At 69.2% G+C, this 15,450-nt stretch carries 11 protein-coding genes; all 11 read left to right on the top strand.

Going from position 1 to position 15,450, the window contains the following annotated elements:
• The first annotated feature begins 16 nt into the window (after nucleotides 1–16).
• The 11 genes from JQN84_RS32030 (at nucleotide 17) to JQN84_RS31825 (ending at nucleotide 15,301) form a co-directional block, all read left to right on the top strand.
• On the top strand, nucleotides 17–3,493 hold the full coding sequence (locus JQN84_RS32030; protein ID WP_307821503.1) for a tetratricopeptide repeat protein: 3,477 nt from the start codon (nucleotides 17–19) through the stop codon (nucleotides 3,491–3,493).
• A gap of 467 nt (nucleotides 3,494–3,960) precedes the next feature.
• Complete coding sequence (locus tag JQN84_RS30770) at nucleotides 3,961–5,202, top strand: NsdA family TPR-like regulatory protein (RefSeq protein ID WP_204962091.1); 1,242 nt, start codon at nucleotides 3,961–3,963, stop codon at nucleotides 5,200–5,202.
• Nucleotides 5,202–6,104: a bifunctional diaminohydroxyphosphoribosylaminopyrimidine deaminase/5-amino-6-(5-phosphoribosylamino)uracil reductase RibD gene (ribD, locus tag JQN84_RS30765; RefSeq protein ID WP_204962090.1), complete on the top strand. Its 903-nt coding sequence runs from the start codon at nucleotides 5,202–5,204 to the stop codon at nucleotides 6,102–6,104. The genes JQN84_RS30770 and ribD overlap by 1 nt, the downstream gene beginning before the upstream one ends.
• Nucleotides 6,105–6,576: 472 nt before the next feature.
• Nucleotides 6,577–7,587: an FAD-binding oxidoreductase gene (locus JQN84_RS30760; RefSeq protein ID WP_307821502.1), complete on the top strand. Its 1,011-nt coding sequence runs from the start codon at nucleotides 6,577–6,579 to the stop codon at nucleotides 7,585–7,587.
• On the top strand, nucleotides 7,584–8,273 hold the full coding sequence (locus JQN84_RS30755) for an N-acetyltransferase (protein WP_307821501.1): 690 nt from the start codon (nucleotides 7,584–7,586) through the stop codon (nucleotides 8,271–8,273). The genes JQN84_RS30760 and JQN84_RS30755 overlap by 4 nt, the downstream gene beginning before the upstream one ends.
• A gap of 114 nt (nucleotides 8,274–8,387) precedes the next feature.
• Nucleotides 8,388–8,780 carry a hypothetical protein gene (locus JQN84_RS30750; RefSeq protein ID WP_204962088.1) on the top strand — a complete coding sequence of 131 codons (393 nt, stop codon included), beginning with the start codon at nucleotides 8,388–8,390 and terminating at the stop codon, nucleotides 8,778–8,780.
• Nucleotides 8,777–10,234 (top strand): APC family permease, encoded by a 1,458-nt coding sequence (locus JQN84_RS30745; protein WP_204962087.1) that lies wholly within the window; start codon nucleotides 8,777–8,779, stop codon nucleotides 10,232–10,234. Before JQN84_RS30750 ends, JQN84_RS30745 begins: the two co-directional genes overlap by 4 nt.
• 296 nt (nucleotides 10,235–10,530) lie before the next feature.
• A complete protein-coding gene (locus JQN84_RS30740) occupies nucleotides 10,531–11,262 on the top strand; it encodes a hypothetical protein (RefSeq protein ID WP_307821500.1) in 732 nt (243 codons plus the stop codon).
• Nucleotides 11,259–12,506 carry a histidine decarboxylase gene (locus JQN84_RS30735; protein WP_204962086.1) on the top strand — a complete coding sequence of 416 codons (1,248 nt, stop codon included), beginning with the start codon at nucleotides 11,259–11,261 and terminating at the stop codon, nucleotides 12,504–12,506. The genes JQN84_RS30740 and JQN84_RS30735 overlap by 4 nt, the downstream gene beginning before the upstream one ends.
• A 111-nt stretch (nucleotides 12,507–12,617) precedes the next feature.
• Nucleotides 12,618–13,817, top strand: coding sequence for a histone deacetylase-like amidohydrolase (locus JQN84_RS30730; protein ID WP_204962085.1), 1,200 nt, complete (start codon nucleotides 12,618–12,620; stop codon nucleotides 13,815–13,817).
• Between the two features lie 101 nt (nucleotides 13,818–13,918).
• The gene (locus JQN84_RS31825) at nucleotides 13,919–15,301 is read left to right on the top strand and encodes a transposase (RefSeq protein WP_239486517.1); all 1,383 of its coding nucleotides are present in this window, start codon (nucleotides 13,919–13,921) and stop codon (nucleotides 15,299–15,301) included.
• The last annotated feature ends 149 nt before the right edge of the window (nucleotides 15,302–15,450 follow it).

The raw sequence follows: 15,450 nt of genomic DNA, 5'->3' as shown, positions 1-15,450 counted from the left end.
GCCGTCGCCGGGATCGGTGCCTGAGCCGGTGGGCGGGTCTCGGTCGGCGAGTGGTCAGCGGCTGGACAAAGTGGTCGCGTTCGGTGATGTGATCATGGTGTCGGGGGTGGGTGGCGACGTCACGATCACCACTGCACGGCCGCCGTACCGGGTGGAGGCGTTTCCGTCGGTGGTGGAGACGGTGGACGCGGAGCAGGCGCGGCAGCGTCCGAGTCGGCTGTTGTTGGCTCAGCACCGGGTGGTGCCGTTCGTCGGGCGTGACGGCGACCTGGCCGAGGTGGCGGAGTGGATGGGCCGGCCGGGTGGGGTGCTGGTGCGGCTGCTCCACGCTGCCGGGGGGCAGGGAAAGACCCGGCTGGCGGGGCATGTCGCCGACGCGTGGGCGGAGGCTGGGTGGACGGTGTGGCGGGTGCTGCACGAGCCGGGGTTCACCGGCGGCTACCGGATGGACCTGCCTGCCGGTGGTGGGCTGCTGGTCGTCGTCGACTACGCCGACCGGTGGCCGGTGTCTCATCTACAGAGCCTGCTGACCCACCTGACGAGCATGAACGTGCAGGCAGGTGTCCCGGTGCGAGTGTTGCTGCTGGCCCGCTCCACCACGGCATGGTGGCCGGCGCTGCGCACCCGGCTACGCAGCGACCACCAGATCGAGGCCACCAGCCAGCCTCTACTACCGCTGGGGGACCAGGTCGACCGGGCAGTGTTGTACCGGCAGGCCCGCGACCAGTTCGCCACCGCGATGGGCGTCGCCGACACCGACCGGCTCCTGCCACCGCCGAACCTGGCCGACGACGCATTTCGGCAGGTGTTGTCCGTGCACATCGCGGCCCTGGTCGCTGTCGACGCCCACCGCCGCAACACGGCAACGCCGACCGACCCGCACGCGCTGTCTTCGTATCTGTTGGAACGCGAGCAAGCCCACTGGTATGCGCTGCACCACCGCCCGGTCGAGCCGCGCCAGACCCCGCCGCAGGTGATGGGCCGTACGGTGTATCTGGCCACCCTCACCGCCGCCGTGCCCCGCGACACCGCCACCGACCTGCTGCACCGGGTCGGGCTCACCGCACCCGCCGCCACCACGATCATCGACGACCACCGGTTCTGCTACCCACCCGAGGACCCCCGCACCGTATTTCAGGCGTTGCAGCCCGACCGGCTCGGCGAAGACCTGATCGCCCTGTCCACCCCCGGCCACGGGCACACCTACGATGAGGACGGGTGGGACAGCGACGACTGGGCCGTTACCGCCGTCGGGCAGCTGCTGCGCTTCGACACCGATCCGCCGCCGTGGGCGGGGCACGCCGTCACGGTGCTCGTCGAGACCGCCCGCCGCTGGGAGCACGTGGCCACCGACATCCTGTACCCCGTCCTGCGCACGCACCCGCACCTGGCGCTGGCCGCCGGCGGCACCACCATCACCCGCCTAGCCACCATCCCGGGCATCGATCCCGATGTCCTCGACGCCATCGACGCCGTCCTGCCCACCGACCGGCACGTCGACCTCGACATCGCCGCCGCCGCCATCACCACCGCACTTACCCCGCACAGACTGGCCGCCACCACCGACGCCGCCGCTCACGCCCGCCTACGCGCCACCCACGTTCGGCGATTAGCCAACGCCGGCCTTCGCGACCAAGCCCTACTCCCCGCCGAGGAAGCCGTCGCCATCTTTCGGCGGTTGGCCGAGGCTGACCCTGCTGTTTACCTGCTCGACCTCGCGGGGTCGTTGAACAACCTCGGAATGATTCTGTCTGGGTTGGGTCGGCGGGAGGAGGCGCTGGCGCCTAGCGAGGAAGCCGCCGCCATCTTTCGGCGGTTGGCCGAGGCTAATCCTGCTGTTTATCTGTCCGACCTCGCGTTGTCGTTGAACAATCTTGGCATCTGGTTGTCCGGGCTGGGTCGGTGGGAGGAGGCGCTGGCCCCTAGCGAGGAAGCTGTCGCGATTCGCCGGCGGTTGGGCGAGGCTGACCCTGCTGTTTATCTGTCCGACCTCGCGGAGTCGTTGAACACCCTCGGGATCATTCTGTCTGGGTTGGGTCGGCGGGAGGAGGCGCTGGCCCCTAGCGAGGAAGCTGTCGCGATTCGCCGGCGGTTGGCCGAGGCTGACCCTGCTGTTTATCTGTCCGACCTCGCGGAGTCGTTGAACACCCTCGGAAGCATTCTGTCTGGGTTGGTTCGGTGGAAGGATGCGCTGGCGCCTGTCGAGGAAGCCGCCGCTATCTATCGGCGGTTGGCCGAGGCTAGTCCTGCTGCTTATCTGTCCCACCTCGCGGGGTCGTTGAACAACCTCGGAACCATTCATTCTGGGTTGGGTCGGCGGGAGGAGGCGCTGACGCCTAGCGAGGAAGCCGCCGCTATCTTTCGGCGGTTGGCCGAGGCTAGTCCTGCTGCTTATCTGTCCGGCCTCGCGTTGTCGTTGAACGGTCTTGGCATCCGGTTGTTTGGGTTGGGTCGGTGGGAGGAGGCGCTGGCGCCTATCGAGGAAGCCGCCGCTATCTATCGGCGGTCGGCCGAGGATAATCCTGCTGCTTATCTGTCCGGCCTCGCGATGTCGTTGAACACCCTCGGTGCCATCCTGCCCGAGTTGGGTCGGTGGAAGGATGCGCTGGCGCCTGTCGAGGAAGCCGCCGCTATCTATCGGCGGTTGGCCGAGGATAATCCTGCTCTCCACCTTTCCGACCTCGCGGGGTCGTTGAACAACCTTGGCAACCGGTTGTCTGGGTTGGGTCGTTGGAAGGAGGCGCTGGTGCCTAGCGAGGAAGCCGCCGCCATCTTTCGGCGGTTGGCCGAGGATAATCCTGATGCTTACCTGCCCGGCCTCGCGATGTCGTTGAACAACCTTGGTAAACGGTTGTCTGGGTTGGATCGGCGGGAGGAGGCGCTGGCCCTCAGCGAGGAAGCTGTCGCGATGCACCGGCGGTTGGCCGAGGCTGACCCTGCTACTTATCTGTCTGACCTCGCGGGGTCGTTGATCACTCTCGGTCCCAGGCTGTCCGAGTTGGGTCGGTGGGAGGAGGCGCTGGTGCCCAGCGAGGAAGCCGCCGCCATCCATCGGCGGTTGGCCGAGGATAATCCTGATGCTCACCTGCCCGGCCTCGCGATGTCGTTGAACAACATCGGTGCCATGCTGTCCGAGTTGGGTCGTTGGGAGGAGGCGCTCGCCCCCATCGAGGAAGCTACCGCCATCCATCGGCGGTTGGCCGAGGATAATCCTGCTGCTTACCTGCCCGACCTCGCGATGTTGCTGTGGGCGTACGGGTTGGTGTGCGTGAACACGCAGGCCAATCTCGCCGAGGCGCTGGAAGCGATCACTGAGGCGGTCAACCTCTACGAACGTCTGACCGAACAGCTGCCGGCCGTGTTCGTCGAGCGGCTGTTCGTCGCCTACTACACTCTCGCCGATGTCCTCGACTTGCTGGGCCGGACCGACGAGGCCGCAGAACTACGCCGGCAGCTCGACGCGGCTACCGGCGACGGCACGGACCCGGCGTGAGGGTTGTCTTCCAGGCATGCGCCGGCTGATACCTCGACGCCGCAGTCAGTGACGTGCGCCCACTTGAGGTCACCGACACGATCGCCCTGCATCTGGCCCGGTTCCGATACCACTTCGCCGGCACCCACGGCCACGACCGGTTCTTGGCCACGGTCCGGTGCGAGGCTATCGCCTGGCGCGACTACGTGCCCGCGACCAGTCCATCGACGGGCCCGGCTTGGCACCGGCCCCCATGAACACCCATCTGGCCTATTGCCCACAGGAGTGAGACAAGGATGTCCGCCGCTTCTTCCGGGGTGTGGTTGGCCTTGCCGTACGACGGACGGGTGTCGGCACTCTCGGCAGGACACTGACGTCCTTAAACTCAGCCGTGTCGCTTCCAGACCTGTGCTGTATTGCAGGTGGCTGATCTATACAGCCGGTGGCATAGTCGGCAGGGTCGGCAAGCTGGACCGAGAGGAGAGAGGGTGCCTCGTCATCCGGACACGGTGATCGCGCCGAACACCGTGCTCAGCGCTGCCCGGAAGCAGTTGCCGTCACCGATGCGTCCCGGCCAGTGTATGTCCCGGAGTGAGCTGGCTGACGCAGTCAACGCGACGCTTGACGCCATTTACTCGGGCCGTGACGTTACCGCCCACTACGTCGACTTTCGTTGGATCGGCAAGTTGGAGCGCGGCGAGCATCGTTGGCCCAGCGCAGCACGACGGGCTGCACTGCGGCAGGTGCTCGGTGCCACCACTGATGCGGATATTGGTCTCTACAGTCCGCGAAGGAGCGATGGGGCGCACATCGTCGACGGGCAGCTCGAAGCTCGACCAGGCAGTTGGGACGAGACGATCCACTTGCTGCGCGAGGAGTGGCATCTTCTGGTTCAGAACGACAAGACGTTCGGGCCGGAGTACGCCTTGATGGGGGTCAGTAAGCAACTCGGGACGATCGAGGCGCTTCTGCATGAGGTACCTGAGACCCTGCAGCCTGCGGTGGTTCGGCTCGCTGCCCAGTACGCCGAGTCTGCTGCTTGGCTCAACCAGTCCCTCAATGACCACTACGCAGGCCAGCGCTGGACCCAGCAAGCGCTCTTCTGGGCACGGCAGATCGCCGACCCCGCGATGACTGCTTGGGCCATCTACCGCAGCAGCCAGCAGAAACTGGCCGCTGGGCGATTTACCCGAGCAGTTGAGCAGGCCGAAGCGGCGTTGCGCTACGACCAGAAGCTGCCTGGACCGATGCGAGCGGCGCTGCGGGTTCAGCACGCGCACGCCCTGGCGGGTACGGGCGAGCACCACGCGGCCATGCGTCTGCTCGACGACGCGCATAGCTGGGCAGCGGACCGTCGTCCAGGCAAGCCTGATGGGGAGCACGGCTCCTACTGCACCAGCGGTTACATCGAGGTGCACCGGGGGGCATGCCTTCGGTTGGCGCGGCGTCCAACGGAGGCGATCGCTGTGCTGGACGAAGCTCTTCCGACGATCCCATCGCGGCATCGTCAAGACTTCGCATCCGCCCTCTTGACCAAGGCCACCGCCCATGCTGCAGCGAGCCAACCCGACTTGGCCGCCGCCACGGCACATCGTGCTTTGCGCATCGCACGTCGGGCGGGAGCACGGCGAGTCCTTGATGGACTCGGCCAACTCGGCACCGTCATTCGCGTGCACCAGCAACTCCCGCACGTCCGTGCCTTCCTCGATGAACTCAAGGAGGCTTCCTGATGGCATCCGCATCAGAGTTGGCCGCCATGCGGTATGCGATCACACTGTCTTCATTCGGCCTTGGCACCACGAGTCCGAACCCGCCTGTCGGCTGCGTCATCCTCGATCGCCATGGTGCTGTTGTTGGTGCGGGGTATCACCGACGTAAGGGAGAAGCGCATGCCGAAGTCAACGCCCTGCGCGCAGCCGGTAGCGCAGCACGAGGGGGCACAGCCGTCGTCACGCTCGAACCCTGCAACCACATCGGCGTCACTCCGGCCTGCCGCCAAGAGCTCATTGATGCTGGCATAGCCCGAGTCGTTATCAGCATCATCGATCCCACATCCCGGGGCGATGGGGGTGCCGCCGTCCTGTCCGCTCACGGCGTCGACGTCGAGACGAACGTGATTCCCGACGAGACCCTCATAGTCCTCGGGCCCTGGCTCGTCGCTACCGGTCGCCGCCGGCCCTACCTGACATGGGCCTACGCCTCGGGTGGCAGGGACAGCGTCGCGGCCGATGAGCGGCTGACAAACGACCTGCGTATGACGGTAGACCTCGTTGTTGGCGGACGTCCGATAGAGGAGGGCACTCCTGGTGGCCACGCCTCCGCACACTTCACGATACCCACCGACCCGCCCAGTGATCTTCGCGACTGGCTGTCATCCTGCTATGCGGCTGGCTCTCGGTCGATCCTGTTGATAGGTGACCAACACTCTGACGCACTCCGCGACAGTCTCGACTGCGTCGATGAGATCGTGATCTCTCTAGACGCAACTTCACCGCCCGCTGCTCTCGCGGCCGCATGGTGCCTCACCCCGCCTGGCTTCGAGTTGGCCGACATCGCTCCCGGCGGTAGCGGCGTGCGCGTCCGACTTCGCCGCCCCATCCTCTCGCTACCCCCTCGCTGCGGGATTTCCTGAACTTGGCTTGGGCGTCATATCTCCTTGCTCGCCGGCGAGGTTCGCGTATCGCGGCGCTCTTGTGGATCCTGGTGGGGTTCATGTTTGCGATTCCTTAGCAGCTCATGTGCCGGTCGGACCGTAGGTCAGTACGTGAGGTGGGACCGAAGGTCGGCCTTCCCGACGCTCCGCCCTTCGTGGATTGTTGATCTATGGCTAGCAATCCCCGAGCGTGGACCCTGTGCGGAGAAGGTGAATGCGCCGGATGAAATGGCTCCTCTCGGCCAATGGTCGAACGCGCGAGTTTGGTCCAACAGAGGTGCCGACTCTCACCTTCGCTGATCATGAGCGGGCGGCGGAGCACTTCTGGTCGGTCATGGCGGATCGGGGTGCGCGGTTCCTTCCGGAGCGGCTTGCACCGGTGTTCTTCTCGACGTTGATGGAGTCGATTGCTGGTCGGGGTGATCCTGCTGCTCGTCGGGCGGGTCTGGTGGTGTTGGGCCGGTTGTACCGGCGGCTCGGTTTGTATCCGCACCACGGGGCGGTGATCGCGGCGGCCCTGGTGGACACGGTGCGTCGGTTCGCGGGGGAGTCCTGGAAGCCCGAGTTGGCCAACATCTGGGAGCAGGGCTGTCTTCGGGTGTGGCGTTCGGCCGGGCAGTCCGCCGGGATGCTGGGTGATGGCCCGCAGGTGACGTTCGGTGTGGTGGAGTCGGTGGTGTCGGCGTGTGAGGGCGTCGCGGTGGTGACGGTCCGTCCGGTGCGGCGGCTGCGTTACACCCCGGGTGACGCTATGCCGGTGTGCTCGCCTCGGCTGCCGGGCCGGTGGCGGTGGTTGTCTCCGGCGAACGCGCCTCGTCCGGACGGGACGGTGGAGTTTCACATCCGTGCGGTCCCCGGTGGTGCCGTCTCACCCGTGTTCGTCGGGCAGGTGGCGGTGGGGGAGTTGCTGTGGTTGGGGCCGGCGTGTGAGGTGGGGTTGTCGTTGCCGGCGGGTGACGCGGATCTGTTGTTGGTTGCCGGGGGTACCGGGTGGGCGCCGTTGCGGGCGTTGGTGGAGCAGATCGCGGCATCGCCGGTGCGGCGGCGGGTGACGGTGGTGGTGGGTTCCCGCACCCTGTGGGATCTGTATGACGCGGCGGTGTTGACCACGCTGCGGCAGGTGCACGGCGACTGGTTGTCGGTGGTGTTGGCGTTCTCCGACGACGGGGATGTCGATCCGGCTGCGCAGGGTGGCCTTGTGGGTGTGGTGTTGTTCCACTACGTGCCGGGGCAGGCGGTGTTGGTGTGTGGCCCACCGCAGTTGATCGAGGAAGCACGGACGTGGTTGCCGATCGGCGGGGTGGACCCGGGTGATCTGCATCTGGCGGTGACGTTCCGGCACGCCTTCGACGCGGCGTTGTGGGCGTCCCGCCAACGCACCGCCACCTCCACTGCCACTTCCACCGTCGGTGAGGCGTCCGGTGGCGAGGGCGGGGACCGCCGGCCGGAGGAGGCGTCGTGACGCGGGCGTCGGTGGTGTGCCGGGCGTCGGGTGCGGATCTGGACGTGTTGTCGGTCCTCGTCGCGCAGGTGTTGTCGGCGGGCCCGGTGGGTGCCTGGTTGGTGCCGGCCGTCACCGACCGTCCGCAGGTGCTGCGCCGGTATGCGCGGCTGGCCGTGTCGTGGGGGTTGGCGCACGGCCGGGCCGACACGACCGTGGACCGGTCGGCGGTGGCGGTGTGGTTCCGGCGCGGGGAGGTGCCGGTGCCGTCGGCGGTGTGGATGTACGACCTGCACCGGGTCCTCGGCCCGCATGCGCCCCGGTTCGCGCTGTGGCACGCGTACCTCGATGCGGTGGTGCCGCACGTCCCGCACGCGTACCTCGCGCACCTCGCCACCCGCCCCGGCCAGGACGACACCGCGCGGGCGTTGCTGGCCGCCCAGCACCGGGTGTGGGACGCCGAAGGGCTCCCCGCGTACGCGGAGTGTCCGGGGGGTCGTCCTCGGGATGGGGTGTTGGCCGGGTGCGGTTATGCGCCGAGGTCACCGATCCTGCTGGAGCCCGGTGGTCCTGCCCTGTGGCGGATGTGGCGGCCCGCCCTCGACGGCGGTCGGTCGTGTGGCGGGCTTTCTCCTCGGGTTCGGCTGCGCCGTGGCGTGACGCTGTCACGCGGCCGGCTCATCCCGGTGCCGCCGCATTCTCCCTGACCACGTTTCCCTGACCACGCCCGGTAGGGCAGCACCCCGATCAGCAGCTGGCGGAGGCCGTACGGCCCGCCGGTCATCCCTGTGTACCCGTTTCTTCGATGAAGGGCTTGTCTCATGTCGACCGTTGTCGGACGTCCGCTGGTCATGTTCCCGCCCCGCAGACGTGCGGCGGGCTGGTGGTTGCCGCCCTGGCTGACCCCCGCCCGCACCCGCCCCACCACCCCCGACCGTGCGGGCGACGCGGACACGGGATCGGAGGTGCACCTGTGGGGGTACGCGCTGCGCCGGGAGTGGCCCGACGGCACGCACGACCTGTTCGGGTTCACCCCACGAGCGGATGTGGCGTTGCGGCGGTTGGACCGCGACCGCAGTTATTGGCGCACCGGACCGGTACGACCCACCGCCGTGTATCTGGTGCCGGTCCACGCCGCCGACGTCGCGGCGCACCCGGTGCGGGATTGCCGGAAGCCGTCGTGCCCGAACTCGCCGCAGCGGGGCCAGCGATGACCCCCCACGCCCAAGTCGCCCTCGCCCGGCGGACGATGACTCCGACCGGCCTGTCGATCTTCGGTGCGGCGGCGTCCGCGCCGATGGTGGTCCTCGCCGGTGGTCTCGTCACCACCTACGCCACGACCCGGGTGACCGCCCTGCCGTTGACGTTCATCCTGGTCGCCGCAGTGGTCGCACTGCTGATGGTCGGTTACACCGCGCTGGCCCGCCAGATCGGGCACCCGGCCGCCTACTACGGCATCCTCGCCCACAACCTCAGCCGCAGCTGGGGTGTCGCCGCCGGCCTGGTCGCCCTGGTCGCGTACACGGCGATCCAGACCAGCCTGTACGGCCTGTTCGGGGCGACCCTCGCCGCCCAACTCGGCGGCACCTGGTGGGTGTGGGCCGGCATCGCATGGACCGTCGTCGGCGCGCTCGGGGTGCGGGCGATCGTGCTGTCCACCTGGGTCCTCGGCGGGGTCCTCGCGGTGTCCCTGCTGATCGTCGGCCTGTTCGTCGTCGCTGGCCTCAGCTCCCCGGCCGACGGGACCGTGTCGTGGGAGGGATTCGACGCCGCCGGCCTGGCGGTCGGGGGGATCGGTGGGGCGGTGGCGTTGTGCGTGGCCGCGTTCATGGGCGTCGACGCCCCCGGCTCGTTCGTCGAGGAAGCCGTCGACCGGCGGTCGGTCGGCCGCGCCACGATCACCGCCGTCCTCACCCTCGGCGGTGTGTATGCCGGTGCCGCGTGGGCGATGGGCGTCGCCGTCGGCCCGCAGTCTGTCGCTACCCGCGCCGCCGACCCGTCCTCCGGCCTGCCCTTCACGATCCTCGAAGCCGCAGGCGGGATGTGGGTGGGCATCGGCGGGCTGGTGCTGGTCCTCGCGATCGTCACCTCGATGCTGGCGTTCCACAACGTCATCGCCCGGTACGTGTTCGCCATGGCCCGCGAAGGTGTCCTCCCCACCGGCCTCGCCCACACCGGCAGCACGACCCGGGTCAACGCCCCACGCGGCGGCTCCCTCACCCAAACCGGGACGGCGGCACTCGTCGTCGCCGCGTTCGCGGTCGCCGGGGTCGACCCGGTGGCGGTGATGTTCACCTGGCTGTCCACCCTCGGCGCACTCGGCCTGCTCTGCCTCCTCCTCGCCGCCTCGATCGCCGCGCTGGCCGCCCCACCCGCCGTACGAGGTCAACGGGCCGGAATCTGGCAGTGGAGGGTCGCACCGGTGCTGGGGGTGCTCGGCGGGTCGGTGGTCCTCGTCGCGATGGTCGGCAACGTCGGTTCCCTCCTCGGGGCTGTGCCGGGGTCGCCGTATCCGCTGCTGCTCCCGGCGATCCTCACCGCCACCGCCACCGCAGGCGGCATGTGGGCCGGGCACCTGCGCCGCACCCGACCCGACGTCTACGCCGGCATCGGCCACGGCACCCCGAAAACCCACGCCGTGCCCGACGCCCTCCACATCTCCATCTGACCCCCGAGGAAAACCCGACCATGAAGACGTACACCGTCCACATACCAGCGGCACGGGGGCATCACAGCAGTGACCCGCTGGACCCGGCCTGGCGACCCGAACCCCCACGACCCGCACCGCCCGGCCCCCGCCGGCCCGCAGACCACCAACCCCCACCGGGTGCCGGCCTGGTCCAGCCGCCGCCGGACTACCGCATGCCCGACGAGCGGCCGTACCGCCGGGACGCCCCTGTCCACCCGGCCCCACCCGAGCACGCCCCGTCACCTCCTCCACAGCCGGGGGAGCCCGACGGTGGGGTGTCGGCCGAGGCCCGATGGTGGGCCGACCTGCGGCAGCAGGTCGTCTACCGGGCGAAACGCCTGAACACCGGGCACATGATCGAGGCAGACCAGCGGTACGGGCAACGCGACGCGCTCGGCCCGCACGGGGTGATGCTGTTCTTCGTCTCCGACGCTGCGGCCCAACCCCACGGCTACCAGCTGCACACCGCCTACCGGTTGTGGCTGGCCTCCCCGGAATCCCAGCACCTACCGAGGTTGCTGACCGACCTCACCGAGGTCGTCGGGGACAGCATCACCCGGGCCGGGGCGGCGGGCCGCAGGTGGCATCCCCTCGGCCCGCAGGGGTCGATGGTCAACGGCGGCGACATGACCCTGCCGGCCGGTGCCGTCTACGTGGGGGTGGGGGTGACCACCCTCGACTCCGACCAGGGTCGTTGGCAGCAACTCGCCCGGACCCTACGCCACCCCGACGACCACCGCCGCCGCTCCGTGTTCGACCTCAAGGGCCAGTGTTTCGTCCTGCTCACCGACGGCACCGCCCTGCACGTCGACCGCGACCCGCACGCCCCGATCGGCGCGGACGGCGTCCGCTGCACCAAGCCCCTCGACCCGGACCGGGTTATCCACTACAACCCGCACGAGCACCTCACCGAGCAGGGCGACACCGTCACCCGGGACACCTGGGCGCAGCTCACCCGGCTGCACCGCACTCTCGCCGGGCACCTTCTCGCGGGACGTCCGGCATGACCCACACCCCCGCGCCTCTCACCGAGGCCGCGGACCTCAGTCGTACGCCGGTTGACATCACCGCGGTCCTGGACCACCTGGTCGCCGAGGCCGACACGGCCGCGCCGACGAGCATCGGCTTCCCCGGCGCGGTCGACCTGGACCATCGGGAGGTGATGGCCCGCCTCGGTCACCGCCTGTGGAACAACATCGGCGACCCCACCGACACCGGCGGCACCCCGCACACCCGCGTCCTCGAACAAGCCGTGATCGCCTGGCTCGCCGACACCCTCGCCATGCCGGCCGACGACCGCTGGGGATACGTCACCACCGGCGGCACCGAAGGCAACCTCTCCGCCCTGCACGCCGCCCGCCGCCGCCTCCCAACCGCCCGCATCTACTACTCCACCGCCGCCCACTACTCCATCCCGAAGATCATCGAAATGCTCGGGGCACGCGGTGTGGTGGTCAATGCTGGCATGGACGGGGAGATGGACTACGACCACCTCGCCCTCCGGGTGCGCCGCCACCGGCGGTGGCCGGCGATCGTCGTGGCCACCGCCGGCACCACCATGACCGAAGCGGTCGACGACACCACCCGCATCCGGGCCGTCCTCGACGCCCACCAGGTGCCGGGTTGGCACCTGCACGTCGACGCCGCCCTGTCCGGCATCCCCCTCGCCCTCGACGGGCGGCTGCGCCTGGACGACGACAGTGGCATCGGCAGCGTCACGGTGTCGGGGCACAAGTTCCTCGGGGTGCCGACACCGTGCGGGGTGGTCCTGATCCGGGACAGTCTCCGCCGCGAGGGCGCCCCGGTCACCTATACCGCCACCCTCGACTCGACGGTCACCGGCTCCCGCTGTGGGCTGGCCGCCGCCCTGCTGTGGCATGCCATAGCCACCCACGGCCGGGAGGGACACCGGTGGCGGGCCAGCGAGGCCCGCCGTCTCGCCGCCTACACGGTCGACCGGCTCACCGCCGCCGGCTGGCCCGCCTGGCGACATCCCCACGCCTTCACCGTCGTCCTGCTCACCCCACCCGCCGCAGTGCGGGCGAAGTGGCTCCTGGCCACCGACGCCGACGTCAGCCACCTCATCTGCATGCCGGGCGTCACCCAAGGCCAGATCGACGCCTTCGTCACCGACCTCACCGACACCAACTCGCCGGCTGGCGGTCCCGACCCGGGTCACCCACACCTGCCGAGGTCGATCCCCCGTCCCCGGCGGGCGTCTTCACCCACCGCCGGCATCAGCACCCCCTGACCTGCTGCCGGCAACCCCGCCGCCCCGGCTCCCCCCGACGAGCCCGCGTCCCGGCGCACCTGCTCACCGCTGCCCGAACCTGTCCACTGACCCCCTTGCGAGGCGATCACTGTGACCACCGGCTACGTCTTCCACCACGCGTACCTGTGGCACGACACCGGCACCAGCGCCGGCCTGCTACCCGCCGACCCGGCCGCCGGGATACAGCCCGCCGTGCACATCGAGAACCCGGAGGCGAAACGCCGCACCCACGAACTGATCCACGTCTCCGGGCTCCTGCGTGAGCTGCTGGTCATCGAGCCCCGGCGGGCCACCATGACGGAACTGCTCCGGGTGCACACCCCCGCACACGTCCAGCACATTCGCACCCAGAGCGACCGGCGTGGGGGAGGGGACGCGGGGGACGGGTACTCCCCGGTCGGGCACGGCAGCTACGACATCGCCCGCCTCGCCGCCGGTGGCCTGCTCGCCCTCGTCACCGCTGTCGCCGACGGTGACATCACCAACGGGTACGCCCTGACCCGCCCACCCGGACACCACGCCACCGCCGACACCGGCATGGGCTTCTGCCTGCTCAACAACCTCGCCATCGCCGCCCGCCACGCCCAAACCGTCCACGGCATGGGTCGTGTCGCGATCGTCGACTGGGACGCCCACCACGGCAACGGCACCCAAGCCATCTTCTACCCCGACCCCACCGTCCTGACCATCTCCCTACAACAGGCCAACTGCTTCCCACCCGACTCCGGATGGACCCACGAAAACGGCATCGCCGACGGCACCGGCTACGCCCTCAACGTGCCCCTACCGGCTGGTAGTGGCCACGCCGCCTACCTCCACGCCATGCGGCAGGTCGTCATCCCCGCCCTCGACCGCTTCCGCCCCGACCTGATCCTGCTCGCCAACGGCGTCGACGCCAACGTCTTCGACCCCATGGCCCGACAGATGCTCACCACCAGCACCTACCGCGCCATGACCCGCCTGCTGGTCGACGCCGCCGACCGGCTCTGCCACGGACGACTCATCGCCGCCCATGAAGGCGGCTACAGCCCCTTCTACACCCCCTACTGCGTCCTGGCCGTCCTCGAAGAACTCACCGGCACCACCACCCGGGTCACCGACCCCTTCGCGACCGTCGTCGCCGCCTACACCGCCGAACCGTTGCGCCCCCACCAGCAGGACGTCATCGACGAGGCCGCCCACCTCGTATCCCGCATCGACGCTACCGCCACCTCCGCCACCCGCCGATCCGCAGACCGAACCAGACAACGTCGGGATGACTCCGGTCATCCCGACGTCCTCGTGTTTTGACCATCGTGGGGATTTGTGGTGGTCGAGGTATAGCGGAACGGGGAGAACCCTGTCCATGATCTGAGTTCTCACACAAAGATCATCAATGGGCAGGGTTCTCGATGAGGAGCGTAGCGGCTACCGGTGCCGGTGACAGCGAGCTGGGCCGGATCTTGTTGGATTCGTGGCGGCGGGAGTTGTACGAGGGTGTCCTCGTGTCGCGGTCGAGGACGTTGTTCTCGCTGGTCGATGAGCTGGCCGCGGACCAGGGACGGTGTGGCTGCCCGGCGCATCTGTCGCTGGGCACGGTCACCGGGCACGCCGCGGCGTACCGGGCGTTACGCGACGGCGAGATCGATACCGGCCGGGCGTTGCGGGCGGCGTGCCGGATCGCCGCTCGGTCCGGTCTGCCGCGGGTGTATGCCGTCGATACCACCGCGTGGCCCCGGCCGAACGCGCCGACCAGTCCGGACCGGCAACCGCAGTACACCCCGGGCGGCCCGCGTGGCGCGGCGCTGATCAGGACCGGGTGGCGGTATCAGCACGTCGTCCGGTTGACGTTGACCCCGGACTCGTGGGTCGTGCCGGTCCTGGCCGACCGCATCACCTCCGACGACGACCTGGTCGAGGTCACCGTCAGCCACATCGCACAGATCTGCGCAGCCGACGGCGCCCGCCCGGGCGACCCGTCGCTGTTCCTCCTCGATTCCGGCTACCCCGCGGCCCGGATCACCCACCTGATCCGCGAACGCAGGATTCCCGCGGACGTCCTGGTCAGACTCGCGACCTCGCAGACCATGTGGACCAGACCCGAACACCGGGCCGCCCACCCACTCGGAGGCCGGCCCCGCCGACACGGATTCCGGCTGACCCTGCGCGAACCCGACCTCACCCCGGACGCCGGTGTCAGCGGACCACTCGACATCTACGGCACCGTCACCGTCCGGGCCTGGCACCACGTCCACCCCAAACTCACCCGCGCCAGCCGCGGATTCACCGACCAGACCACCCTCCCGATCGTGGAAGGCACCGTGCTTCTCGCCCGGGTCCAGCACCTACGCCCCAGCCGCCGCGCCGGCGACCTCGCACTCTGGTACTCCGGCACCCGCCACGACCTACTCACCCTCGTCATGACCTACCTGACCCGCTACGACATCGAGCACTACTTCCGCTACCTGAAGACCACCGCCCACGCCCCGGACTTCCACCCCCGCCAACCCGACACCCTGACCACCTGGCTCCGCCTACACGCCTACGCCTACCTCCACCTGTTCTGCACCCGCACCCACCTCACCCACCACCGGCTGCCCTGGGAACCCACCACCACAACCCCCACCCCCGGCCAGACCCGCCGACAGGTTTCGCCCGCTCTACGCAACGCCTGGCAACCACCAGGCCACCCGAAACCCGGACACCCCGGACCCGGACGCCCCGCCGGAAAACGCCGCAAACGCCGAACCCGCTACCCCGTCATCCGCCGCAACGCCATCCACAAAGGCAAATAACACCCCACCCCCACACCACCACGAACTGAGGTTCCCCCCGGGATGTGGACACCGGGTTATGCCGCGATCTGGTGCAGGGTAGCTGGTGTGAGGGTTTGTTCGTAGTCGGCGGGGCTGAGGTAGCCGAGTGTGGAGTGGCGTCGTCGGTG

The organism is Micromonospora humidisoli, assembly GCF_016900955.1.
In the GTDB taxonomy this organism is placed as follows: Bacteria; Actinomycetota; Actinomycetes; order Mycobacteriales; family Micromonosporaceae; genus Micromonospora; species Micromonospora wenchangensis.
Note: the sequence above shows the minus strand (reverse complement) of the source record. Positions and strands in the feature narration are given on the sequence as shown.

Coding starts and splice junctions, on each gene's coding strand:
- ribD (WP_204962090.1), top strand. CDS start 5,202: ATGGCATCCGCATCAGAGTTGGCCGCCATGCGGTATGCGATCACACTG.
- JQN84_RS31825 (WP_239486517.1), top strand. CDS start 13,919: ATGAGGAGCGTAGCGGCTACCGGTGCCGGTGACAGCGAGCTGGGCCGG.
- JQN84_RS30745 (WP_204962087.1), top strand. CDS start 8,777: ATGACCCCCCACGCCCAAGTCGCCCTCGCCCGGCGGACGATGACTCCG.
- JQN84_RS30750 (WP_204962088.1), top strand. CDS start 8,388: ATGTCGACCGTTGTCGGACGTCCGCTGGTCATGTTCCCGCCCCGCAGA.
- JQN84_RS30735 (WP_204962086.1), top strand. CDS start 11,259: ATGACCCACACCCCCGCGCCTCTCACCGAGGCCGCGGACCTCAGTCGT.